Here is a 24836-nt window from a genome sequence, read left to right as displayed (position 1 = left end):
TTATTATATTTAATTCAGGACAATTTATGTCTATAAAATACTTTCCTCTCCAGGCTATAAGTCTGACAGGTTTTTTGGGCTGTGCTTTACCCGCATTAGTATCGGCAGATGAAGTATCTGCCCCACATAAAGTTCAGGAAAATACGCAGGGGTCAGAACCCGTAATGACGGTTACCGCACCTGTAGTATCACCGCTAACCATATTCACTAACCTCAAAACGCCACGTCAACCTGTGCCAGCCAGTGATGGTTCTGACTACCTTAAGACCATCCCCGGGTTCTCGCAGATTCGTAATGGTGGTACTAACGGCGATCCGGTATTCCGTGGCATGTTTGGTTCACGCCTTCGTATTCTGACCAACAACAGTGAGATGCTGGGTGCCTGCCCGGCTCGAATGGATGCTCCCACCTCGTATATTTCACCTGAAAATTTTGACGTACTCACTTTAGTGAAAGGACCGGAAACTGTGTTATGGGGGCCCGGTAACTCTGCAGGCACATTACGTTTTGACCGGGAACCTCCCCGGTTTGAGGAGCCAGGTATCAAAGGGAATGCAAGCATTCTGGCGGCTTCAAACAACCGCTTTGATGAAAATGCCGATCTCAGCCTGGGCAGTGAGGACGGTTATATTCGTTTCACAGGTAATAAGTCCCGGTCCAGCGATTATAAAGACGGTAATGGTGATCGCGTTCCGTCGAAATGGAATAAGTGGAATAACGATGTTGCCGTGGGCTGGACTCCGGACAAGGACACGCTGTTGGAAATAACTGCGGGAAAAGGCAATGGAGAGGCACGCTACGCTGGGCGGAGTATGGACGGATCGCAGTTCAAACGCGAAAGTCTTGGTATGCGATTTGAAAAGTCTAATATTGGTGATGTGTTCGACAAATTCGAAGCCAGCGCCTACTACAACTATGCCAATCATATTATGGATAATTACAGCCTGCGTTCGCCGGGTACCGCATCAGGTAGCATGGATATGAGTTCATCAATGGATATGTCAGGGAGTTCCATGGACATGGACACCCCGATGGCAATGCAGCTCGATCGCCGCACGGTAGGTGGTCGGATGATGGGAACCTGGTTGTGGCAGGATTACCAGTTACAGAGTGGTGTCGATACGCAGCTTAATACCCACCGTAGTAAAGATGACAGGGAATGGGTGAAAGATGCCCGTTTTCATGACTATGGCCTGTTCACTGAGCTGACCTGGTATGCCAGCGATAAAAGCAAGGTCATTGGTGGCGCGAGGCTGGATCGCACTCTGGTTGACAATTATACCAGTACCGGAGCAGGCAGCCGTAGCGACACACTGCCTGCAGGATTTATTCGGTTCGAACACACGCTGAGTGATTTACCGCTTATGTTGTATGCAGGTGTTGGTTACACAGAACGTTTCCCGGATTACTGGGAGCTGTTTTCACCCACTTATGGCCCGGGCGGTGGCAGTGCCTTTGATAACGTTAAAACGGAGAAAACCACTCAACTGGATATTGGGGCACAGTACAACAATAAACGTTTTACCGGCTGGGTCTCTGCGTATCTGGGCCGGGTGAACGATTTTATCCTCTTTCGTTACAACCCTTCAGATATCAGTATCAGCCAAGCCGATAATGTGGATGCCACGATAATGGGCGGTGAAGCCGGGTATAGTTTTCAACTTAGTGACCATTGGAAAACTGATGCAAGTCTTGCTTATTCATGGGCTCAGAACACCACAAATCACCAACCCCTGCCGCAAATACCTCCTCTCGAAGCTCGTCTTGGGCTGAACTGGGAATCAGGTAACTGGAGCAGTGGTGGCCTCCTCAGACTGGTCAGCGCACAACATCGCCTGGCTGAAAATGAAGGCAATGTTGTCGGTAAAGACTTTGGCAGTAGCAAGGGCTTTGCCATCTTCTCCGCCAACATGGCTTATCAGATGACTAAACAACTAAAAGTGAGTGCCGGTGTGGACAACCTTTTTGATACCGCCTACAGCGAACATCTTAATCTCGCTGGAAACAGCAGTTTTGGATATTCCGCCAATACAGTTGTTAATGAACCTGGCAGAACCTGGTGGGCGAAGGTCAACGTGACGTTCTGATAAGTTCCCGGCCTGAGCGATCGGGCCGGTTGAATGTTCCTGGGTTATAAGGAAATAGAATATGTCTGGCTACGAATTTTTAAAGCGTTGCCAACTCGCAATCACCATCAGCAGCCTGCTAACCGGTTCTGCCCTGGCTGGTGAATCAACACAAAGTAGTAACGATGACTCACAACAGACACTCACCGTAGTGGCCACTCCAGGTGCTTATGGTGAAACTGAGAGTGTTTCTGCTACGAAAACCAGTACTCCCATCACTGAAAACCCTCAGTCAGTTCAGGTCATTAACCGGAAAATGATGGATGAGCAAGCCAGTCATACATTGATGTACTGGAAAACGTTTCAGGTGTCAGGCCCACACATTCTGACGAAGTCCTTTTTGCTCAGCCGTGGGTACGTGGATTTTCTGCTGAAATCTACCTCGATGGTATCCCTGCATTTGGTGGCACCGCTGCGGCTATTGGTCCCGATAGTATTATTGGTGCGGAACGTGTTGAGATTTTGAAAGGCCGGACTACAGCATTGTATGGTGGTGGTATCGGTGCACCGTTGGGTAGCCTGATTAACGTGGTATCTAAACAACCTAACCCCGATATGAAAGGCATGCTCGTCGTGCGCACCGGAAGCGATTCCACTATCAATCCCTATGGCGATTTAAACATTCCCCTCGGTGATAAGTTGGCTGCTCGCCTGTCAGGTTACTATGAACAAAGCAAAAGCTGGTTAGTGACCGTCCTGTACTGTTAAAGGAAACCACTAACGGGCTTATGGCTGCCAATATGGAAGCAATGAGCTGCCTTGCTGACAGAAGGACATTTGAACTTAGCTTTGACAATTTTGACGAAGAGCCAAAATCAGCCCTCCGGTGTGTGTCAGTCAAACAACCAGCGGCCAGCGATGGCAGATTCAATGAGCATATTGATGGTTAGAGGTTTTGCATCTTTGCGGTTTTTCACAGGAAAATAGATACTGAAATTGAGATCGGTATGCCTGAGCTTGAACTCAGTAAAAATCTCATCAAGCAAATCCTGAGCTTCTTCTTCGTCCATGTTCATTGTATGGTTCAGCGAGGTGTCACGATTTAAATGAGGCATTTTAAATGTCAGCCACGAACGGCCATTCCAGGGCTGGACTAATTCGTAAACTCGCTTTTCGACAGCATCTACATCTACCATATTTTATCGTTTCCTCTTGCTATACGGTTGTAATCCCTGACAGTACGATAAGCGATCTCTGAAATATCAGCAGCCAGAATAACCCAGCCTAATACAGGTATCACTCCTGCAAACTACAGAGTATTAGAGGACATTTATACTTTGCCCTGCCCCGGACATATGAACTTAGCCTTGACAAGCCGGAGAGCCAAAATCAGCGCCCGGTGTTTATCAGTCATACAACCAGCGGCCAGCGATGGCAGATTCAATAAGCATACCGATAGTAAAATCTGGTACCTGAGGAATATTGCTTTTACAGAACGGATTGAGCAGATCCCTGAGCGCTGGTTCTGGCGGATAGTATGTTGATATGGAGAAGTTTCCTCTGTCTACCTTAAACGTCATGAAAAATTCATCCATCAGCGCCAGTGCTTCATCATCTTCCAGCCGTAGATCTGAATCCAAATCCGTTGTCGGTGTCAGGTTTTTTTTCTTAAAAAGATAAATGCCATCATGACTTCTCACCAGTTCATAAATTCTCTGTTCAAGAGTATTAATTACCATATTTTGTCACTTCCCCTGGCAATGCGGTTGTAATCTCTGACTGTACGATATGCAATCTGCTGCACATCAGAAGCCAAAATAATCCATCCAACAACAGGTATAGCACGACCTGTAAACGCGCTAATTTTTGCCACCATTTTTATTTTCAATGTTGATGGTGGATATCCACCTATCACCGATGGCAACCGAATTCCCCCGGGAAATTTAGTCGTACCAAAGATTTTACGAGAGCCTCGGGATGCTAATGAAGTACCCTCAATGGCATCGCGTGGTTTTGTGCGTGTAGGCAATATATTCAGACCAGCCACGATAGACGCTATCGCCCCAAAATCCTGCACACCCAGCTGATTGGCTGTGTTTTCGCAGAAAATCATAAACAGCAACTGACTGGCAGTCAGGTTTGAACGACCTGCATAAAAATACGTGTTATTAAGTTCCTCGACAGTATCCATACTGTAATCTCCTGATTAAAAAAACTTTATGTCCTTTTTTGTCACCTAATACCCAGAGTTGTTATAGCACTTTATTTCAGTCAAAAATAGGTACGTAAACGGTGCCATCAAAGAGACTTATATCGTACCAGTGATATGAGATAAGGTCTGTAATGATTTTCTCTGAAGCGAAAATCACACTGTAATTTTCTGAGTTAACTACAGTATTGTATCCGTTAGCAGGTTAATCATATGAATAAAACACGCGCCATAGTTATCGTTACCCCTCCCCTTTAAATTTAAAGCTACCTATCCTTTATGGCGTCATCAGGTCACGACGTGACATATCGTTTGTGCCGGGATCTAAATCATCCCGATGAACCGGTCAGTTTTCTGGTGAGAGGGTTGAAAAACTTTGTCTCAATGGAAGGCGATAATGGCAGTAAGACTAACTGCTACCAGAGTCAGTGATAGTGACTGCATTTCGACTGTGCAGCCACTAATCAGACAACAAGTTAGCAGAAAGACAGGTTAAACTCCGTTTTCTTCAATGCTATTACTGACAATGACCGAATGACTATTGTCGAATGACGTGGGTTCTGTAAAGGTTGCCGGAACCAGACGTCGCCTGTCAACGTTCAGGCTGAATACATCAAACCGATTATAATAGCCAACAACATCATGCAGTTGTTTAAGTTCAATGATTTGAGCCAGCTCAAAAGTCGCATAAGCTATACCTTCATCATGCTGTAACATGTCTCCGATTTGGGTGCCTGTCGGGTCGACAAACATTGTTACCGCCTGGGGGGTATTCTCCAGAATTTCATTAACAGTGCTGTCGAAATCTGTCAGCATCCTTATCATTCCTTCGTCCATTAATGAAGCACTCATAATACCAAAGCATTTAGCTTCAAAGGAATGTGCGCCGGCACGAATACGGTTAGCCGCCAGATTATCAAAATTTCCTCCTGCGGTTGGCTTCCTTGTTGGCCAGACAGAAGGCCATTGCGATATGTGAATTTGTTCGCCCTGAGCCATCAAAGAATAACGAGCCAACGGGTTGGTGTTCTCACCACAAATTAGCCCCCCTATCTTACCTATTTGTGTATCACACACGTTGAGTCCCGCACCATCTCCAGATGACCACACCATCTTCTCGTAGAAAGTAGGAACCAGTTTACGGTGATGGTTAATGATTTTTCCGGTCTGATCGATCAGCACCGATGAGTTCCATAAACATCCGACACTAACGGGGCTACGCTCACTAAACCCGACACACACGAGTAACTCATGGCGGGCTGCCGCACTGCACAACGCCTGAATTTCAGGGCCATCGATCAGCAAACTATTTTCTGCCATCATCCGAAACCATTGATGGTTATAAATTGGTCCCCAAAGCGCAGCCCACACTGGAAATCCAGGGATAAATGATTCCGGAAAAACCACCAGTTCAGCACCATTTGCTTTGGCTTCCGCTATCAGAGTTAATGCTTTTTCAAGTGTGGCCCGGGCGTTCATGTAAACGGGAGCGGCATGAACAGACGCAACTTTAACAGTAGGTAATTGCATTTTTTCCTCAAGGATATTAACGATTATTAATAGTGACTGACGGGATGTGACTTCCTAAGTCCCTGCGAACAGCGAGCTCAGGCCATAAGTTAAGAGCACGTTCATCCCGGAACAGCAGAGAAAAAACGATTACCAGTAAAAATCCGGCAGGTATGGTGATAATTCCCGGATTAATTAACGAAGTAAGTGGTTTCTTCAGGCCAATAATGCTGGTAGCGTTTTCAGGAATTTCGTCAATTTTATGTTGCAACTCAGTACGCAATTGCAGATTTTTTGCAGGAGGATTCTGCTGGTTATCAAGCAAACTGAGCTGACTCACCAATTGTTGTTTTTGTAACTGTGGATAATTCATTCCTGGAGACACCAACACCAGGGCGATTGACAATATAGTGCCACCCACAACGCCAGCTACCACGCCTGCGGTATTACAACGTCGCCAGTAGAGTGACAGGATCAGTGCCGGTAAATTAGCAGAGGCTGCAACGGCATATCCCAGCCCCACAAGATAAGCCACATTTTGACCTTTGGCTGCAATGCCGGCGATAACCGCGACTACAGCCATAATTAGCGTGGCTATTCTGGCAGCGATAACCTGCTCCTTTTCTGATGCTTTTTCATTCCTGATGACTCCCACATAAACATCATGTGCCATTGCCGATGCGGCAGCCAAAGTCAAACCTGCAACGACTGCAACAATTGTCGCGAATGAAATTGCTGAAACCAGCGCTAACAGGAAGTTTCCGCCCAGACTGTCGGGCCCTCCGCCGAGATATTGTGCAAGTAAAGGTGCCGCGAGATTTCCACCTTTTTCCGCGTGCCTTATAGCTTCTGCGCCCAGAAAATGCGCACAGGCAAAACCAATAATCACAATAAACAGATGGCAAACACCAATAAATAACATGCTCCATAGCACCGACTTTCTGGCATCATTCGCACTGCGCACTGCAAAAAATCGCATTAGTACATGTGGCATTGCAGCAGTACCCAGTACTAATGCTAACCCCAGTGAGATTTGCTCTACCGGTTTTTTCAGGTATAAGCCCGGCTCCAGAAAACGCTGTCCGGCCTGTTGCGGGGTCATTGATGAATTATGAAACAAGGATAAAACGTAATGCTGAATTCGGGGATCGCTGGTGATATGGTTAATAAAGCTGACACCATTAAAACCAAATGGTAGCCATGACAGTATCACTAATACAAAGCAACAGCTGATAAGTAATATTGCTTTAGTCACCTGCACGGTGGTGGTAGCGCGCATGCCCCCAAACGCAACGTAAATCATCATCAGTAATCCAACTGCGACGACGGAAATTTCATAGGGAATCCCAATGAGAGCCCTGACTATCACTGCTCCGCCGGCAATCTGAGGAACCATATAAAACAAAGCAACAATCACGCTGGAAAACGCAGCGACTGTCTTGGTGGATCTGAACGAATTTCTCCAGGCCAGCACATCACCAAGTGTAAACTTCCCAAGATGTCGGCAGGGTTCTGCGACAAGAATAAGTACCGGAATAAAAGCAATAAAAAAGCCGACGATATAACTGACTCCGTCAAAACCATACAGCGCTATCAATCCGGAAACACCAAGAAATGCGGCGGCCGAGAGGTAATCTCCGGCAATAGCCAGCCCGTTCTGAACAGGTCCGATACCACCACCGGCAGTATAAAAATCCCCGGCAGTGGCATTCTTTTTGGACGCCAACCAGGTCACCGACAGTGAAAAAAGAAATAAAACAGCGAATATAGTAAAAGTTATTCCTTTATGACTGTTATCCACCAGAGCGTTATCTGCTGCATATGCCGGAAAGGCAATGACCGCAGGCAGAACTGACAATAAAATAGTTTTAGCTTTCATTTAAAATCACGACCTGTCAGTGAGTGATTCAGGCCACTGGTGATTATCCAGTAGCCTCATTTTTTTTACGTAATAACAGGCAATCAATCCGCCTAGTGGATATTGCATAATTACCCAAATCAGACCGATATTTAGGGAACCTGTAACCCGGTAGTTCATCATCCCGGGAGCCAGAAAATTAAGTACCGGGACAGAAAAGTAGAACCCCAAAGTAATTCCAATTAATGTCCAGATAACGATGAGTTTATGCCGTGAATACCGTCGGTATTGTTGGCTGTTATAGATATCATTCACTGATAATTTTTTGCTGCCCATGACGTCATTCATATCCCCCCCTTTGGTAATTTTTGAACATTAACAGAGCTTTTTAGGGCTAAAAAGTTGCGATTTCGCATAAGGCATTGCATTTTTGCAAAGGAAAATTCGCACTATTTTGGTGAATAAATGATTAAAGGAGGCAGTGGGAGAAATGAATAGTGAACACGAGGGGAAGATGGTCTGAAATGATAAGCTAATTGAACAGCTACTTACCGATAAGGACAACATATATATGCACCCCGGAGGTGCATAAGAGAATCAGACGATAGTAATACCTGGCGGATTTGGGTAGTCCTGCCTGAAAGATTCCACCAGAAAATGGATAACGGTTTTAATTTTAGGCAAAAAACGCAACTCTTTATGTACAGAAAGCCAGATGACACGTTCACTAAATAGCGTTTGATCCAATACTTTCTGCATGCCATAACGTTCTGCATGCATAAAGTCAGGTAACATTACCAGGCCACATCCTCCGCTGGCAGCAAACATCTGAGCAATCATGCTACTTGAACTGAATACTACTTGTGGATCAGTAATGATTTCATCCAGCCAGCGTACAGTATCAAGTTCAATTAAATCATCAATATAACTGACAAATTTATGCAGTTTTAGTTGTTCTTTATTTGCAGGAATACCGTGATTGCGGATGTATTCACCAGAGGCATATAAATACAATCTGAATTTACCCACAGGCATGATATCCAGCCCTTTCGCTTCATAAGGATAAAAACTTAAAAATACATCTGCTTCACGTCGATTAACATGAACCTGATGAGGCGAAGTAATCAGCTCAACATGCAACTCAGGATATTGATGACTAAAGTCAGCGAGCTTTTTTGCCAGGTAAAAAGAAGCTATACCTTCCATAGTACCAATCCTGACTTCCCCCTTTAGGTGCTGATTTAAGGATGCCACTCCGGAACTGGCGGTTGCCAGAAGCTGTGATTCCATCGCTTCGACACTGGTTAGTATTTCCTTTCCTTTGAATGTTAGTTTTAATCCGGATGGATGGCGTTCAAATACCGGCGCGGATAGTGACCTCTCCAGACCTGCAATCCGGCGACTTACGGTAGAAACATCGATCCTTAAATGCCTGGCTGCTCCGGATAAACTTCCAGCACGATAGACTTCTAAAAAAATCCGTAAATCATTCCAGTTAAGCGTCGATGGCTGCACTTTTCAGGGTCCTTTGAGGAGATGAGTCTTTGTTTGTTGTTTGAATTTTCGGAAAATAATAACTAGTTACGTGTTTTACGCGTAAAGCATTTTTCTTACCACATGCATCTCAGACCTGCAAGATACCAGGTCATTGCTCTTTATGCTGCTAAAACTGAGGACATAGCAGATGCCGATGGCAATACAAAGGAGAATGGGACGCATTTCTCTATTGTTTTCATCCATGTTATTCCTGATACTGTTGCCCCCGTTATTCCGGAATCCATTATGCTGATGTCAGTTTTCAGAAAAAATCTGCTTGCCGCCACGGTGCTGCTGATTACGCCCTTTATCGCGCAGAGCAAGGTTGTCACCGATAGTCTGCAGCGGCAGGTGACTATCCCCGATAACCCACAACGAATTGTGCTGGGTGAGAGCCGTATGCTCTATACCCTGGCTCTGGTTGAAGAAGGAAATCCGGCAAAACGGGTGGTTGGCTGGCCGGTAGATTTACGTAATCTTGACCATCAGACCTGGCAGCGCTATGTGCAGGCCTGGCCGGAAATCGCAGATATTCCGCTGATTGGAAATTCTAATTTTTCACAGCTTAACAGTGAAAAGATCATTTCACTCAAACCTGATCTGGTCATTCTGCCTGTGTATGCACGAATGCCCCCGGACAGTTCATCGTTATTAGCACAACTGACTGCGGCACATATCCCTGTGATTTTTCTCGACTTCCGTGTTAAACCCTTGGCAAATACTGTCAACAGCCTGCAAACTCTGGGAGAGGCACTGGATGACCAGCCAAAAGCAGAACGTTTTATTAAGTTTTATCAGCAGCATATGCAGCTGATTCATGACCGTCTGGCCGGCTGGCACGGCCATAAACCCCGGGTGTTTTTGCAACTGCATCTGGATCGTAACAGAGACTGTTGTACCACTGTAGCTCAGGGTAACCTGGCGGATATGATGGCCTTCGCGGGGGGAGACAATATCGCCGCCGGCCATTTCCCGTCGGTATTTGGAAAAATCAGCCCGGAAACTTTGCTGGTGGAAAAACCAGACATCTATATAGCGACAGGTTCGTCCGGACCGGATCATCCGGATCAGCTACAACTGGGGCCCGATGTAACGCCCCAACAGGCACAAGCTTCCTTTGCTGTGGCGCTGAGCAAAAACACCACACTCGCCCTGCTGCCTGCAGTTCAGAACCATCATGCCCTGGCATTGTGGCAGAACTTCTATATGAGCCCCTGGCATTTGCTGGCCGTTGAACAGTTTGCCGTCACCTTTCATCCGTCATTATTTCAGGATGTTTCTCCCACCCACACCTTACAGGAGATGAATCAGCAATTTTTAGCGCTACCCGAAAACGGTACCTACTGGACAACCAACTGATCATTATTACCATCACGTTTGCCCGGGTGGGGGCAGATCCCCCTCTACTGCCCACCAAAAACACCAATTAAAACCTATAGTTATCATTGATTTATTTTATTTCATAGCCAATACCTGCACTGATAGCTTAGTGTTTATTGCCGGTCTGCTGGCACTTTCGGGACGATGGGTCACTCTGTTCTTTGCACTATTCGCTGAATTTTATGGGTTCTTTTTCATATTCCTGACATACAGAGATGTGTTGATTTGTTAATCTGCCCAGTGGGAATGAACGTTCACTACAGGATTAATCATGAAGTCAATTCAGCGCAGTGTTATCGCAGGGCTGGTATTATTGTGTGCCGGTTGCGACCAGAGTAGCACTACTCAGAATACCGCAGCTATTACTGAAGTCGGCGTAACTACTTTGCATACGCAACCTGTGGATATTAATAGTGATGTTACCGGCCGGGTGACTGGTACCATGGTTTCAGCCGTTATCCCTCAGGTCGGAGGGATAATCCAAAAGCGGCTGTTTACCGAAGGTGATGATGTTAAGGCCGGTCAGGTGCTTTACCAGATTGACCCGGCAACCTATCAGGCCACTTATGATCAGGCCGTGGCCGAATTAAAATATGCACAGGCCGTGGTCAAAAGTAGCAAATTAAAAGCGCAACGCTATGCCGCACTGGTGAAAGAAAACGGTGTTTCGAAACAGGATGCTGATGACGCCGAGGCCACTTACCTGCAAAATGTGGCTTCCGTTGAGCAGTACCGGGCGGCGGTAGAAAGTGCCCGTATTAATCTGAACTATACGCGGGTTACCGCGCCAATCAGCGGCCGGATTGGTATCTCATCGGTAACACCAGGGGCTCTGGTGACTGCCAGCCAGTCCACTGCGTTGGCGACCATCCGTACCCTCGACCCGGTTTATGTCGACCTGACCCAGTCCAGCATGCAATTGCTGAAATTACGTCAACAGAAAAGTTCTCTCAAGCAGGAAACAGATACGGTTCCGGTCACCCTGAAGCTGGAAGATGGTTCGACCTATAATCAGACCGGAAAGCTGGAACTGACCGAGATTGCGGTTGATGAATCCACCGGTAGTGTCACCATGCGGGCTATTTTCCCCAACCCTCAGCATATCCTGTTACCTGGTATGTATGTGCGAGCCAGTGTGACTAATGGCGTTAAAACGGACGCCATCCTGGCGCCACAGCAAGGTATCACCCGGGATGCCAAAGGTGATGCCACCGCGCTGGTCGTAGATGCAGACAATAAAGTGGAGAACCGCACTGTTTCAACCACTCAGGTCATTGGCAATAAGTGGCTGATTAACAGCGGACTGCAGAACGGGGATCGGTTGATCGTACAGGGTACGGCAAAGGTTCAGGCAGGAATGACCGTAAAACCGGTTGAAGTGAACCCAGATACCACCACTGCGACAAGCGGAGACCACTGATTATGCTGGCTCAGTTTTTTATTCGCCGCCCCGTTTTTGCGTGGGTCATCGCAGTCTGCATTATGATGTTCGGGGTAATGAGCATCAATAATCTGCCGATTGCCCAGTATCCGGATGTTGCTCCACCTCAGATCAGAATTCAGGCAACCTATACCGGTGCCTCCGCTGCAACACTGGAAAGCAGTGTGACTCAGGTCATTGAACAACAATTAACCGGGCTGGATGGGTTGCTCTATTTTAGCTCCACCAGTACAGCCTCAACCGGGCAGGTTGAAATTCAGGTCACTTTCCAGCAGGGAACAGACCCGGATATCGCCCAGGTTCAGGTACAGAACAAAGTACAGCAAGCTGAAAGCCGCCTGCCAACTGCAGTAACCGACCAGGGTGTGACCGTTGAAAAAGCCCAGAGTGACTTCCTGTTGGTTCTTGCTCTGTACGATAAAACCGATAAAAGCACCTCTTCTGATATTTCCGATTATCTGGTCAGTAATATGGAAGATACACTGGCCCGTGTACCTGGTGTGGGAACGGTGCAGGTGTTTGGTGGTGAATATGCCATGCGCATCTGGCTCGACCCGGTCAAACTGGCTTCATATTCTCTGATGCCCTCAGATGTGGCGACTGCGCTGGAAGCTCAGAACACTCAGGTCTCTTCCGGGCAGTTGGGTTCACTCCCTGCCAGTAAAGAGCAGCAATTAGTGGCTACTGTTCAGTCGCGTTCCCGGTTACAAACCCCGGAGCAGTTCCGTAACATTGTGCTGAAAAGCAAGACTGACGGGTCTCTGGTTCATCTGAGTGATGTGGCTCGCGTCGAAATGGGCGATGAAGATTACAGTGCCAATGTACTGGCTAACGGCCATCCGGCCTCAGGGATGGCGGTTCAGCTTGCGTCCGGAGCCAATGCCCTGACCACCGCAGAGAAAGTTAAAGCGGCAGTTGAAACCTTCCGCAGTAGCATGCCGGCAGGATATGAAGTCGCTTATCCGATGGACAGTACCGATTTCGTCAAAATCTCCATCGAAGAAGTGGTCAAAACCCTGGTTGAGGCGATTATTCTGGTGATTATCGTGATGTTTGTTTTCCTGCAAAACATCCGCACCACCTTAATCCCTGCTATCGCGGTACCGGTTGTTTTACTCGGCACGTTTGGCGTATTAGCCGTATTTGGCTATTCCATCAATACCTTGACGATGTTCGGGGTAGTTCTGGCCATCGGGCTGTTGGTGGATGATGCCATCGTGGTAGTCGAAAACGTTGAGCGTGTGATGCGCGAAGAAGGACTGTCCCCCCGGAAAGCTACCCAAAAATCGATGAAAGAAATCACCGGCGCATTGATAGGGATTGCGATGGTATTGTCGGCGGTATTCCTGCCAATGACCTTCTTCAGTGGTTCTACCGGAGTTATTTACCGTCAGTTTTCTATCACTATCGTCTCTTCAATGGTGCTTTCGGTCATTGTGGCTCTGACCCTGACCCCTGCGCTGTGTGCCACTATTCTTAAACCTCATAACCATGAAAGCAGCTCGAAAGGCTTTTTTGGCTGGTTTAACCGGAGTTACGATAAGGTTCAGGCGCGCTATCAGAATGGTGTTGGTCGTGTCATCGCCGGTAAATGGCGTTATATGCTGGTCTATGGCGTACTGGTGATTGGATGTGCTGTCTTATATACCCGTCTGCCAACCAGCTTTCTGCCGACCGAAGATCAGGGTTATATTATGGTGCAGTACCAGCTGGCACCGGGAGCCACGGATAACCGTACCTCTGAAGTTCGTCGCCAGGTGCAGCAGTACTTCGCCACCAAGGAAAAAAATAACGTTAACGTCAGCATGCTGGTCAATGGTTTCAGTTTCGCAGGCAGTGGTCAGAATGCCGGTATCGGATTTATCGCTCTTAAAAACTGGAGCGATCGCCCGGGTGCCGCGAATACCGCGAATGCCATTGCTGCCAGGGCTATGGCAAACCTCTCTTCTATTCGTGATGCACAGATTTTCGTTCTGACACCGCCGTCTGTATCGGGCCTTGGCCAGTCTGACGGCTTTACTTTCGAACTCCAGGGACGCGGAGCAACCAGCCGTGAACAGTTACTGGCCTGGCGTAATCAGCTGATTGCTGAAGCCAATAAAGATCCTGCAATGAGCTCGGTACGTGCTAACACCCTGCCCGACTTACCTCAGTTACAGGTAGATATTGATGACCAGAAAGCACAGGCACTGGGGCTGACAATTAGTGATATCAATACCACGCTGGGCGATGCTATCGGTGGTGCTTATGTCAATGACTTCGTTGACCGAGGCCGTGTTAAGAAAGTCTATATGCAGGGCGATGAACAGTACCGGAGCAAACCTGAAGATATCGACAGCTGGTACGTACGGGGTGAAGATAGTTCCGGCAATTCCACTATGGTGCCATTCTCAGCCTTCTCCAGTTCTCGCTGGACCTATGGTCCGGATGTTCTGTCTCGCTATAACGGCCTCTCCTCTTATGAAATTGATGGGTCTGCGGCTGCAGGTCAAAGCTCCGGCGAAGCAATGAATGCCATGGAAAAACTTGCGGCGAAACTGCCTTCCGGCGCGACTTTCTCATGGAGCGGATTGTCCTATCAGGAGAAACTTTCCGGTGGTCAGGCGATGTCATTGTATGCCATTTCACTGATTGTGGTGTTTCTGTGCCTGGCAGCACTGTATGAAAGCTGGGCGATTTCCTTCTCAGTCATGTTGGTTGTCCCGTTGGGAGTACTTGGCTCGTTACTGTCGGTAACCCTTCGTGGTCTGGAAAATGACGTTTACTTCCAGGTTGCGTTACTGACTATCATCGGACTGTCTGCCAAAAACGCCATTCTGATCGTCGAGTTTGCCGAAGAGAATTACCAGAAAGGCGAAGGACTGGTAAAAGCCGCTGTTCATGCCGCTGTGATGCGTCTGCGACCGATCATTATGACATCGCTGGCATTTACCGCCGGGGTATTCCCACTGGCGATTTCTTCCGGAGCTGGCGCTAACAGCCGAATCGAAATTGGTACTGGCATCATCGGCGGAACCATTACGGCAACATTACTGGCCATCTTTTTTGTGCCACTGTTCTTTGTTTTAGTGCGTCGCCGTTTTCCGGGCCTTCCGCATGATGACGAACCACAAGCCGCTGTTGATAAGGCAGGAGAATGACATGTCAGCAAAAGCCTTAATGCTATTTTTACCCTGCTTTCTGGTTGGGTGTGTTTCTCTGGATCCGCACTATGATCGTCCTGCCGGAGCAGTCAGCAACAAAATGCCGGCCGGTGATGCGTATAAAACACTGCAGGATACCAGTACCAATAACTACCGCTCCCTGGCCTGGCGAGATTATATACTGAATGATCAGTTGCGCCAGGTGGTTGCTATGTCTCTTAACAGCAGCCGTGACTTACGGGAAGCGGTCGCGAGTGTAAAAGCAGCCCACGCACAGTACGGTGAAGAACGTTCTTATCTGTTCCCGACAGTGACGGCCGGCCTAAGCGGCACAAGATCACGGGCATTAACCGGTGAAGGCAACCAGACTGCCCTCACCAACAGTTATAGTGCTGAAGGAAGCATAAGTTCCTTTGAACTGGATCTGTTTGGTAAAAACCAGAGCCTGACCCGTGAACAGTATGAGACGTATTTAGGTACCCTGGAAGGCGCCCGCAGTACACGACTGACGGTTTTGTATAACACCGTCTACTACTGGCTGGTGCTGGCAGCAGATCGTAGTAATCTTGAGATTGCCAGACAAACTGCCGAAAGTGCCCGTCAGTCATGGGAAGTGACGAAAAAACAGCTGGAGCACGGTACCGCATCGATGGTGGATGTTTCTGCCGCAGAAACCACCTACCAGTCTGCAGCGGCCGATGTGGCCAGTTACACCACAGAGGTGGCTCAGGACAAAAATGCCCTGGACCTGGTGGTGGGACAAAGCGTACCGGAAACACTGTTGCCTAAGGATATTGAGTCGATAGGTCAGGCATTGCGGGACGTTGCCGGTGGAATTACCTCTGAAGTACTGGAGAATCGTCCGGATGTTCTGGAAGCAGAACATAACCTTAGATCCGCAAATGCCAGTATCGGTGCGGCCAGGGCGAACTTCTTCCCTTCCATCTCTCTTACCGCCAGTGGAGGTGTTGGTAGTTCTGAACTGAGTTCATTGTTTAAAAATGGCGCAGGGATCTGGTCATTTGCCCCCTCGGTATCTCTGCCCATCTTCAGTGGCGGGTATAATGTCTCTTACCTGAAATATACCAAGGCTGAAAAAGAGTTGTACGTGGCCACCTATGAGAAAACTATTCAGACTGCATTTTCAGAAGTGGCTGATGCTCTGGCCCGACGCGGAACCATTGATGAGCAGTTAGATCGTCAACGGAAAAATGTGTCCGCCTCTCAGACCTATTATCACCTTGCCGATTTACGTTATCGTAACGGGATTGATACTTACCTGAATGCATTAACCGCACAGCGTACGCTGTATACGGCACGGACCAGTCTGGTCACCACTCAGGAGGCCTATTACGTTAACCTGATGACTTTATATAAAGTAATGGGTGGTGGTTCTGATCTAAAAGAGTCGCAAATTAAGCAGTAAATGAAAGACAGCGGGATGAAAAAAAACTCATCCTGCTGTGACTTTTTCTCACAAAAAGAATAAGACATTCACCAGAAAACTAACTATACCTACTGTGTAATGTTTAGTCCGGCAGATAAAAAACCATTAACATCGGAGTTCAACATAATGCAGGTAATCCCTTGAATAACCCTGATAACCATTTAATTAAACGCCGCAGGGAACAGATAATCCTTTCCGCCAGTCTGTGTTTTAGCCGTACAGGGTTTCATGGTACCAGCATGGCAGATATTATTCAGCAGTCCGGACTGAGTGCCGGACAGATATACCGTTATTACTCCGGTAAATCGTTTATTGTAAATGAATCTGTTCGTGGTATTACAGAACGTTGGTGTGCGTTTTTATTAAGAAAACTTCCGAAAGAAACCAGGACAGATAACATAATTGATATTAATTCAGCATTCTGGAATGAATGGCCAGAGGAGCAACGCCGGTTATTAATTGAAACTTATTCAGAAGCTTCCCGTAACAGCAACGTACGGCAGATTGTGAACAGCGCAGAACAAAAACTAATATCTGAGCTGGATGAGAAATTTACAGTCATTTTTCCGGAAAGTTCCCCTCCAACACGCCGTCAGAAAATACTGTTGTTGTTGCTGTTAACAGATGGCGTTATCTGTCGAAGCTTTACGGATAACTCACTGAATGAAAAAGAAATAAACAGAATTAACAGCATATTTACCCATCAAATGAATAGCCTTTTACGTGACAAGGCGTCTGATTAACTTCCCTGGCAATAGCATTGAACAGGTGCATAAACTCATCCGGTACACTCCTCTGCTTCATACAACGGTGAATGATAATTCCGTCGATGATCAATGACATCATATAAAGCCGTGTATTAATAATACTGGCGTCGACCCCGGGATAACGGCCCTGAGTTTGTGCAATATAATTTTGTTTAAGATCAATCCATGCTTCGTCCATAATATGGCTTATCCGCTCATTTCTGGTTGACTCAGCCGACACCTCCATTAAAAGAACAATACTTTGTTCAACTTCTGTCGGCAGAAGATCATCTGCGGAATAGATTTCCGGGAAAGTATGAGATATCTTTTCGAAGTCAGAATTTAATAACTGTTTCATACGCTTTACGACATTCAGCACCAGCGCCTCAATGATGGCATCTTTATTTTTGAAATATTTATAAATCAAGCCGACACTCACATTAGCACTGGCAGCGATATTTTGGACCGAGGTCTGATGGAATCCTTTTTCACGCATGCAACGTTCCGCCGCTTGCAGAATCTTTTGTTCACTGTTCATCATTAACCTCATGCCAGCGGACGAAAATAAGTTCAATATCCACGTGTATCACTTAAAAGATAGAGCATAACCGATTGGCTGTCGAAATAACACCTTGGCAAAATAAACTAAATCACTGTCAGGCGGATATAATAAGAAGTGCCCTGCCTTAATGCAGCCATACAAAACTCAGGACAGGCAACCACCTGCTGCCCAGTTCACGATTTACCGTCGACGCCCTTTGGCCACGGATGCGGACCAGTTAAAATCCGACACTTCGCTGGCTGACAAAGATTCCGGTTTTTTTCTGCGCACTGGTTTTTTGGCCTTATCAGCCAAAGCTTTTTGCTTGATGAGTTTCAGGCTCATCACTTGCTGTCTGGCATCGAGCGTGAATTCTTTTTCCTTCTTACTGTCTGGTTCTTTAGCGGTTCGCTGCCGGTATTTTTCGAGCAAAGAGTGATAAATCACGTCGATTTCCTCACGTTCCTGCGTAGTAAACTGGTCGATCGATATCATTTTTTTCTCGTTCATTACCTGCTCTACTCGCTGTCAGTTAATCCGGTGCTGATCAGCATAACATACAACGATAAAAGAGTGACCAGCGTTATTCATACACCCGGAGACTCTCCGGGCTGTTACACCGATCCCAGCGTCTGGCCAAAGAATGAGTTATTCAGCCGGCGTCCTGCACCTTAATCGCAGATTGCACCGTTAATTATACATCAATGTATGTTGTAACTATATTAACTTAAGGGAAGTTATAAGACAGGACAACTGACTTTTTTGAGCAGGATCGGAGTAAAAAAAACTCAGGTGTGACATGGTTGCCCGCGCTATTACCCTACTGACAACGATCAATTGCCGGGAAGGCAGGCTCAGCCTCACTGACAATATATTGGGCACAAACCGAATGTCAGACTCTCCGGCATAACTGATATGAATGTTTTATTCACTCATTAAAAGGAATTACCTGATGAAAACCAGAAGCTTATATCTGGCCTTGATCTTTATTTCACCGGCATGTCTGGCGTTGTCTGCTGATGAAAACAATAAAAATCCCAGTCTGACACACGTCATTTCAGATTACCGGATTTCACTTGCATCACTCCCGTTGGATTACTCACAACTGGAAAAAGAACAGCGACCGGGTGTTCTCATACAGAGATATAAGCTGAATTCACAGCAATGGTCCCCACAAAGCGTCGTCTCTCCGCAGCGCTGGCAGAATGGGGTGGATATCTATATCCCTGATTCCGCCAGAAAGAAAAATGCACTCGTGGTCATCAATGATGGTAGCAACAATAATGGTTCAGGGAGTCCTGTCATGCCGGACAACTTCAGTGAGGAAGAGCTTTCCCGAATTGCGGTAGCCACACGCACCATTGTGATATCTGTCAGTAACGTCCCTAATCAGGTGCTCAGTTATCAGGGAGTCACGACACCTCTGGCTGAAGACGATAGCGTGGCGTATTCCTGGAAACTGTTTATGGGAGATGTTCAGAAATATCAGAATGCATCCCTGCACATCCCTATGGCTGCATCGGCATCACAAGTTTTCAGGCTGGCGAAGAAAGAACTGACATCCAATGGCATCACTAAATTTATGGTCACGGGCGCCTCCAAACGGGGCTGGGCCGCGTGGCTGACAGCATTGTCAGACCCGGACGTTGATGCCGTGATTCCTTTTGTGATCGATCTGCTGGGGACTAAAAAGGCTCTTGAGCACATGTATCTGTCATATGGGAAAAACTGGCCTGTCGCCTTTTATCCGTATTATAAACAGGGCGTTGACCAGCAAATTGGTACGAATGAATTTGCAAGTCTGATGACTCTGGAAGACCCGCTCACTTATCTGAATACTGACCTGGAAGACCGTCTGAATATTGATAAATATATTATTAATGCCAGCGGTGATGATTTCTATGTCCCTGACAACACTCAATTTTATTACGACCAGTTACCCAGCGTAAAATCTTTGAGGGTTGTACCCAACTCCACGCATAATGGAATCCTGTCCGTGACAGAGCAGTCACTTATCACCTTTGTTAACCGTTTTCAGGAAAAGCAAAAGATTCCTGAAATGACAGAAACAGTACAGAATAGCCGGGATGGAAAAAAAACGCTGGCGGTCAGCTTCACGGAGCGACCGGCAAGCGTTTTACAATGGACAGCCACCAACCCGGCAGCGAGAGATTTTCGTTATGCCTGCAATATTAAATACAACTCAGTTCCCGTCAGGCTGACTGGCGGAGATGATACCGTCAATATTCCGCTGGTCACCCCCGACAATGGATGGCAGGCTACTTTTATTGAAGCCACCTTCAGTGACGGATATATCGCCACAACACAGGTGTATATTACGCCTGACGAAAAATATCCGGAAACTGCCCCACCTTCTGCTGGTGCGGCCTGTCAAACTCTTCCGGGACGGGGACTGACTCCGATGTCCGTGACACAGTAATAACGCAATGACAGCCCTGATGTGGAAACCTGGTGGTATTAACTGCCAGGTATGTCGAATACCAATGTCGTATTTTGTATCATTGGTACACCTGCCCAGCCTGCAGCCAAAAAAAAACCGGCAACGTCTGTCACCGGCTTTATTCACTGAGTGATTATTGATTTAGAAGTTGTGTTGCAGATTGCTGTACGCTATCCAGTAACTTCTTCACATCATCCAGCGTCACAATCGGGTTCAGTAACGTCATTTTCAGGCAGGTAATCCCGTCTGCTTCTGTTACCCCAACGTTAGCGCTTCCTGATGCCAGCAATGTGTCACCAATCCGCTGATTCAGTAAGCCCAGAGCTGCGTCATCCACCGGTGTGGCAGGTACAAAACGGAACAATACACTGGCCAGTTGTGGCTTCATCACCAGTTGCAGAGACGGCTCAGTGCTGATGTATTCAGCAACCTGCTGTGCCAGAGTCACACCGCCATCGATAATTTCCGCATATTTCGTCTGACCCAGCGCTTCCAGTCCCATCCATAGTTTCAGTGCATCGAAACGACGGGTAGTCTGCAATGATTTAGACACCAGGTTAGGCACGCCCTGCTCTTCATCAAAATCTGAGTTCAGATAGGCTGCCTGATAACGCATCAACTCATAGTGACGGGCATCTTTTAGCAGGAAAGCACCACAGCTGATAGTCTGGAAAAACTGCTTATGGAAATCCAGAGTGACTGAATCAGCCGCTTCCAGACCTTTCAGATAGTGACGATACTGTTCAGAGAGCAGTAATGCCCCACCCCATGCCGCATCTACATGAACCCAGATACCTTCACGGGCCGCCAGCGCCGTGATTTCAGGTAAAGGATCGATGGATCCGGCATCGGTGGTTCCGGCGGTCGCGACAATCGCCAGCACCTGCTCACCACGGCTTTTAGCTTCAGCCAGTTTCTCCTGCAGGTCATGAATATCCATGCGGGAAAAAGCATCGGTTTTTATCTGAGTAACCGAACGATAGCCCAGTCCCATCAGAGCCATATTTTTTTGCACCGAAAAATGGGCATGTTCTGAACAAAATACTTTGATTTTACTCAGGTCGCCGGGCAGCCCCTCCTGCTGAACAGAGTGCCCCTGGCGGGCAAAGTGAGCATCACGGGCCAGCATTAAGCCCATCAGATTACTCTGTGTCCCACCGCTGGTGAATACACCGGCATCTCCCGCCGGGTATCCCACACGGTCGCGTAGCCACTCTATCAGTTTGACTTCAATAATGGTGGCTGACGGGCTTTGATCCCAGGAGTCCATACTCTGGTTGGTCGCATTGATCAACACTTCGGCCGCCTGGCTAATCACCAGGCTGGGACAATGCAGATGTGCCACACATTGTGGGTTGTGTACTGACAGACTGTCATGCAGGAATAAATCTACCGCACGCGCAATAGCAGACTCATTACCCAGTCCTTGCGCGGTGAACTGCAACTGAATGCGCTCGCGCAGTTCAGCAACGGTTTTCCCCTGATACATCTCTGGTTGTTGCAACCACTGTGCGACGGCCTTTGAACTTTGTTCAATGGCCGCCTGGTAGGCGGCAACACTTTCAGCCGATCCACTGAGGATCGGGTTTAACTCTGACATACAGCGGCTCCGCTTAAGCAGGCTGAACACCGGCACTTAACAGCGCCTGCTCAAATTTATCCAGGAAAATGGCCAGCTCATCATTAGTGATCAGCAGTGATGGCAGAAGACGCAACACAGCGCCATGACGGCCACCACGCTCCAGGATCAGTCCCTGTTCAAAGCATTTCTTCTGCAGTAATGCAGACAGTTCACCATCTGCAGGATAACTTCCCATATGATCGGCAGCTTCATGTGGCTTAACGATTTCAATACCGATCATCAGGCCTGGTCCACGGACCTGACCAATCACCGGATAACGCTGCTGTAAAGATTTCAGTTTACCGGTCAGCCATTCGCCCTGAGCGGCAACTTTGTCGGCAATCTTCTCTTCTTTCAGGATCTTCAGCGTCGTCAGACCGGTCGCCATCGCCATCTGGTTTCCACGGAAAGTCCCGGTATGATGGCCCGGTGACCAGACATCGATCTCTTTTTTGATCCCGAGAACTGCCAGTGGCAGGCTGCCACCGACGGCTTTGGACATCACAATAATATCAGGTTCGATCCCTGCGTGCTCGAAGGCGAACAATTTACCGGTACGGGCAAAACCTGCCTGCACTTCATCAACAATCAGCACAATACCGTGTTCACGGGTCACTTTACGGATACGTTGCAGCCACTCTACCGGAGCAGGATTAACGCCGCCCTCACCCTGAACGGCTTCAAGGATGACAGCCGCAGGTTTACGCACACCACTTTCAACATCGTTGATCAGGTTTTCGAAATAGTAGCTGAGCGCTTTAACACCGGCTTCACCACCAATGCCCAGCGGACAGCGGTACAGGCTTGGGTAAGGCATAAACTGAACTTCCGGCATCAGGCCATCAACCGCTTCTTTCGGTGACAGGTTACCGGTCACTGATAAGGCACCATGAGTCATGCCGTGGTAACCACCGGAGAAGCTGATCACACCGCTACGACCGGTGGCTTTTTTAGCCAGTTTAAGTGCCGCTTCTACCGCATCTGCACCGGAAGGTCCGGTGAACTGCAGGCAATAGTCTTTACCTTCGCCTGGTAACAGCGAAAGCAGATAGGCTGAAAACTCATCTTTTAACGGAGTCGTCAGATCGAGGGTATGTAACGGTAAGCCACTGGTAATGACACTTTGGATAGCCTGAAGCACTTCCGGATGATTATGGCCCAGAGCCAGCGTTCCGGCTCCGGCCAGACAGTCCAGGTACTGTTTATTATCTGCATCAGTAATCCACACTCCCTGCGCCCTGGTAATGGCTAAAGGTAACTTACGTGGATAACTTCTGACATTTGATTCGAAACCGGCTTGTCTGGACAGAAGGCTTTCATTGCTTTGCGGTAATGAATTAGCGCTCAAAGTATTAATACGGACTTTATCCGTCATCATATCTCTCCTACAACCCGGACCGCGTATTGGCCGGATTGGATAATAGGTTAAAAAAGTATGTGTATAAAACGCGGCTAATATAGTTTTTTTTACCCCCGGGCTCAATAGTTAATTTTCGTAGATAATCAAAACATATTTATATAAATCAATGACAAAAGCTTTACTGGCCCAATATGAATATTTTGTTGCTTTGTAACTAATCGTGTTCAGGAGTGATTCAGTTGTACATTCCGTGCGAAACAGCATACAAAAACGGCGGAACACCCCCGCTGTTTAAACTAATGATCCCACACCGGGAACCTTTCTTCCCTTAATTTTCGGGCAGGATATTACCCTTCGCTAAACAATCGGGACTGATGACTTAACAGCCAGGATAAACAATTATTTTAGGCAGTTAGCTGACAGGTTGGCTGGAAATAATGAAACTGACCGGAGTGGGTGCGGGCTATAGCTCACTCTCACTGGCCCCGGCCGTTAAATTTACCCAATAATTTATAGCGTGTCCCGGGATAGAGAAATTTCGAATAAGTCACCACCGTAGACTGACTCCAGGTCTGACGACGAATCAGTAAACAAGGTTCCCGGTCATCAATTTCCAGCAATTGCTGCTGTTCACCATCTGCCATGACTGCCTCAACGATATGTTCTCCCGCCGACAGCGGTGCCACATTCATCAGATAGGTATAGGGCGTTTGCGTCTGGTAATCATGGTTGAGGTAGTCTGGTGCGCCCTGTGGATTCACCAGCCGGTCTTCCAGTTGCACCGGAACACCATTCTCATAATGGATAATCCGTGAGCTAAACACGTTTTGCCCTGCCCGAAGTCCCAGCAAAGCTGCCTGTTCAGCACTGGCCCTCACCTCCGCAAGCCAGATGGTCCGGCTGGTATGCTGATGGCCGCGCATTTTGATCTCATCGGCAATATTGTGCACTTCCAGCATCTCAGTATAGCCTTTGCTTTCGGCAACAAAGGTTCCGACCCCCTGCATTCTTATCAGAAAACCTTCGCTGGTCAGTTCACGTAGCGCACGATTGATGGTCATTCTGCTGACCCCCAGACTGCTGACCAGCTCATTTTCGGACGGTATTTTAAGGTTGGGTTTCCAGATACCCTCAGCGATCTGACTGATGATAGCCTGTTTTACCCGCTGATAAATCGGTGCCGGCAGATCACTCATCGCTTCGGTCAGCTGTGTAATAGCATTTTTCCCGGTCATAGTATTTTTCCTGTGTCGCGTTTCTATTGCTATTTTCTGTCTGCGGAGGCCAGGCCAATAATCTTTCCAGGATGTCAGCTTGTCCTGCCCCGCTTTACCGCACACTGCACTGTCGTGGGGCGTTTTTCAGCCAAAGTGCCCCGCCGCTGAGATAAAGTTCACCGCACTGAAGCAAGAGACTCCTGAATCATCATGGCGCATCTCTTGCATAGCAGTGAGCTGGTTGTCTACACAAGTCCAGACAATGACGGCCAACGAGTAACGCTGTGGATGTTTATGCAAA

The 24836-nt window shown here is 47.6% G+C and carries 20 protein-coding genes and 2 pseudogenes; 9 read left to right on the top strand and 13 right to left on the bottom strand.

The genetic code is table 11. From position 1 onward, the window contains the following. Positions 1–26 precede the first annotated feature (26 nt). From HA49_RS04300 to HA49_RS21735, 3 genes and pseudogenes are all read left to right on the top strand, one after another. Positions 27–2087 carry a TonB-dependent copper receptor gene (locus tag HA49_RS04300; RefSeq protein WP_038020689.1) on the top strand — a complete coding sequence of 687 codons (2061 nt, stop codon included), beginning with the start codon at positions 27–29 and terminating at the stop codon, positions 2085–2087. Positions 2088–2408: 321 nt separating this feature from the next. Then, positions 2409–2564: pseudogene (locus tag HA49_RS22050) on the top strand (hypothetical protein); the annotation flags it as partial. A 24-nt stretch (positions 2565–2588) separates the two neighbouring features. Further along, the gene (locus tag HA49_RS21735; protein ID WP_072055911.1) at positions 2589–2834 is read left to right on the top strand and encodes a hypothetical protein; all 246 of its coding nucleotides are present in this window, start codon (positions 2589–2591) and stop codon (positions 2832–2834) included. 125 nt (positions 2835–2959) lie between these two features. Here the strand turns inward: HA49_RS21735 and HA49_RS04290 are convergent, their stop codons facing one another. From HA49_RS04290 to HA49_RS04260, 8 genes and pseudogenes are all read right to left on the bottom strand, one after another. After that, positions 2960–3262, bottom strand: coding sequence for a DUF1493 family protein (locus HA49_RS04290; protein WP_038020688.1), 303 nt, complete (start codon positions 3260–3262; stop codon positions 2960–2962). Beyond that, positions 3256–3363: pseudogene (locus HA49_RS22045) on the bottom strand (STM2901 family protein); the annotation flags it as partial. The pseudogene HA49_RS22045 and the gene HA49_RS04290, both read right to left, overlap by 7 nt. A 109-nt stretch (positions 3364–3472) precedes the next feature. Further along, positions 3473–3805, bottom strand: coding sequence for a DUF1493 family protein (locus tag HA49_RS04285; protein WP_046791671.1), 333 nt, complete (start codon positions 3803–3805; stop codon positions 3473–3475). After that, positions 3799–4257: an STM2901 family protein gene (locus HA49_RS04280; protein WP_038020687.1), complete on the bottom strand. Its 459-nt coding sequence runs from the start codon at positions 4255–4257 to the stop codon at positions 3799–3801. Before HA49_RS04280 ends, HA49_RS04285 begins: the two co-directional genes overlap by 7 nt. Before the next feature lie 510 nt (positions 4258–4767). Beyond that, positions 4768–5805 (bottom strand): carbon-nitrogen hydrolase family protein, encoded by a 1038-nt coding sequence (locus HA49_RS04275; RefSeq protein WP_046791670.1) that lies wholly within the window; start codon positions 5803–5805, stop codon positions 4768–4770. Between the two features lie 16 nt (positions 5806–5821). Continuing rightward, on the bottom strand, positions 5822–7663 hold the full coding sequence (locus HA49_RS04270; protein ID WP_038020686.1) for a solute symporter family protein: 1842 nt from the start codon (positions 7661–7663) through the stop codon (positions 5822–5824). Between the two features lie 6 nt (positions 7664–7669). Next, entirely contained in the window at positions 7670–7990 is a 321-nt protein-coding gene (locus HA49_RS04265) for a DUF485 domain-containing protein (protein ID WP_038020685.1), read from the bottom strand. Between the two features lie 249 nt (positions 7991–8239). Beyond that, a complete protein-coding gene (locus HA49_RS04260) occupies positions 8240–9157 on the bottom strand; it encodes a LysR family transcriptional regulator (RefSeq protein ID WP_038020684.1) in 918 nt (305 codons plus the stop codon). A gap of 267 nt (positions 9158–9424) precedes the next feature. On the opposite strand from HA49_RS04260, the gene HA49_RS04255 reads away from it, so the two are divergent. The 5 genes from HA49_RS04255 (at position 9425) to HA49_RS04235 (ending at position 17332) form a co-directional block, all read left to right on the top strand. Continuing rightward, the gene (locus HA49_RS04255) at positions 9425–10537 is read left to right on the top strand and encodes an ABC transporter substrate-binding protein (RefSeq protein ID WP_084706365.1); all 1113 of its coding nucleotides are present in this window, start codon (positions 9425–9427) and stop codon (positions 10535–10537) included. Positions 10538–10829: 292 nt separating this feature from the next. After that, positions 10830–11978 carry an efflux RND transporter periplasmic adaptor subunit gene (locus HA49_RS04250; RefSeq protein WP_038020683.1) on the top strand — a complete coding sequence of 383 codons (1149 nt, stop codon included), beginning with the start codon at positions 10830–10832 and terminating at the stop codon, positions 11976–11978. 2 nt (positions 11979–11980) lie between these two features. Continuing rightward, on the top strand, positions 11981–15139 hold the full coding sequence (locus tag HA49_RS04245; RefSeq protein WP_038020682.1) for an efflux RND transporter permease subunit: 3159 nt from the start codon (positions 11981–11983) through the stop codon (positions 15137–15139). Between the two features lies 1 nt (position 15140). Continuing rightward, positions 15141–16568 carry an efflux transporter outer membrane subunit gene (locus HA49_RS04240; RefSeq protein ID WP_038020681.1) on the top strand — a complete coding sequence of 476 codons (1428 nt, stop codon included), beginning with the start codon at positions 15141–15143 and terminating at the stop codon, positions 16566–16568. A gap of 161 nt (positions 16569–16729) precedes the next feature. Beyond that, the gene (locus HA49_RS04235) at positions 16730–17332 is read left to right on the top strand and encodes a TetR/AcrR family transcriptional regulator (protein WP_046791669.1); all 603 of its coding nucleotides are present in this window, start codon (positions 16730–16732) and stop codon (positions 17330–17332) included. Here the strand turns inward: HA49_RS04235 and HA49_RS04230 are convergent. Both HA49_RS04230 and HA49_RS04225 read right to left on the bottom strand, forming a co-directional pair. Continuing rightward, positions 17286–17876: a TetR/AcrR family transcriptional regulator gene (locus HA49_RS04230; RefSeq protein ID WP_245610150.1), complete on the bottom strand. Its 591-nt coding sequence runs from the start codon at positions 17874–17876 to the stop codon at positions 17286–17288. The two genes, HA49_RS04235 and HA49_RS04230, sit on opposite strands and share 47 nt — an antisense overlap. A 201-nt stretch (positions 17877–18077) precedes the next feature. Further along, complete coding sequence (locus HA49_RS04225) at positions 18078–18386, bottom strand: hypothetical protein (RefSeq protein WP_038020680.1); 309 nt, start codon at positions 18384–18386, stop codon at positions 18078–18080. Positions 18387–18828: 442 nt separating this feature from the next. Here HA49_RS04225 and HA49_RS04220 point away from each other — a divergent pair, with 442 nt between their 5' ends. After that, positions 18829–20316 carry a PhoPQ-activated protein PqaA family protein gene (locus HA49_RS04220; RefSeq protein ID WP_084706363.1) on the top strand — a complete coding sequence of 496 codons (1488 nt, stop codon included), beginning with the start codon at positions 18829–18831 and terminating at the stop codon, positions 20314–20316. Positions 20317–20470: 154 nt separating this feature from the next. Here the strand turns inward: HA49_RS04220 and HA49_RS04215 are convergent, their stop codons facing one another. The 3 genes from HA49_RS04215 to hutC form a co-directional block, all read right to left on the bottom strand. After that, on the bottom strand, positions 20471–21937 hold the full coding sequence (locus tag HA49_RS04215; RefSeq protein WP_038020678.1) for a pyridoxal phosphate-dependent decarboxylase family protein: 1467 nt from the start codon (positions 21935–21937) through the stop codon (positions 20471–20473). Positions 21938–21950: 13 nt separating this feature from the next. Beyond that, on the bottom strand, positions 21951–23336 hold the full coding sequence (locus HA49_RS04210; protein WP_156994547.1) for a diaminobutyrate--2-oxoglutarate transaminase: 1386 nt from the start codon (positions 23334–23336) through the stop codon (positions 21951–21953). A 458-nt stretch (positions 23337–23794) separates the two neighbouring features. After that, positions 23795–24553, bottom strand: a complete 759-nt coding sequence (gene hutC, locus HA49_RS04205; RefSeq protein WP_038020677.1) for a histidine utilization transcriptional repressor HutC — start codon at positions 24551–24553, stop codon at positions 23795–23797. Positions 24554–24836: the final 283 nt, after the last annotated feature.

The sequence above is a fragment of the Tatumella morbirosei genome, from assembly GCF_000757425.2.
GTDB lineage: Bacteria > Pseudomonadota > Gammaproteobacteria > Enterobacterales > Enterobacteriaceae > Tatumella > Tatumella morbirosei.
This window is presented reverse-complemented; position numbering and strand designations above follow the sequence as displayed.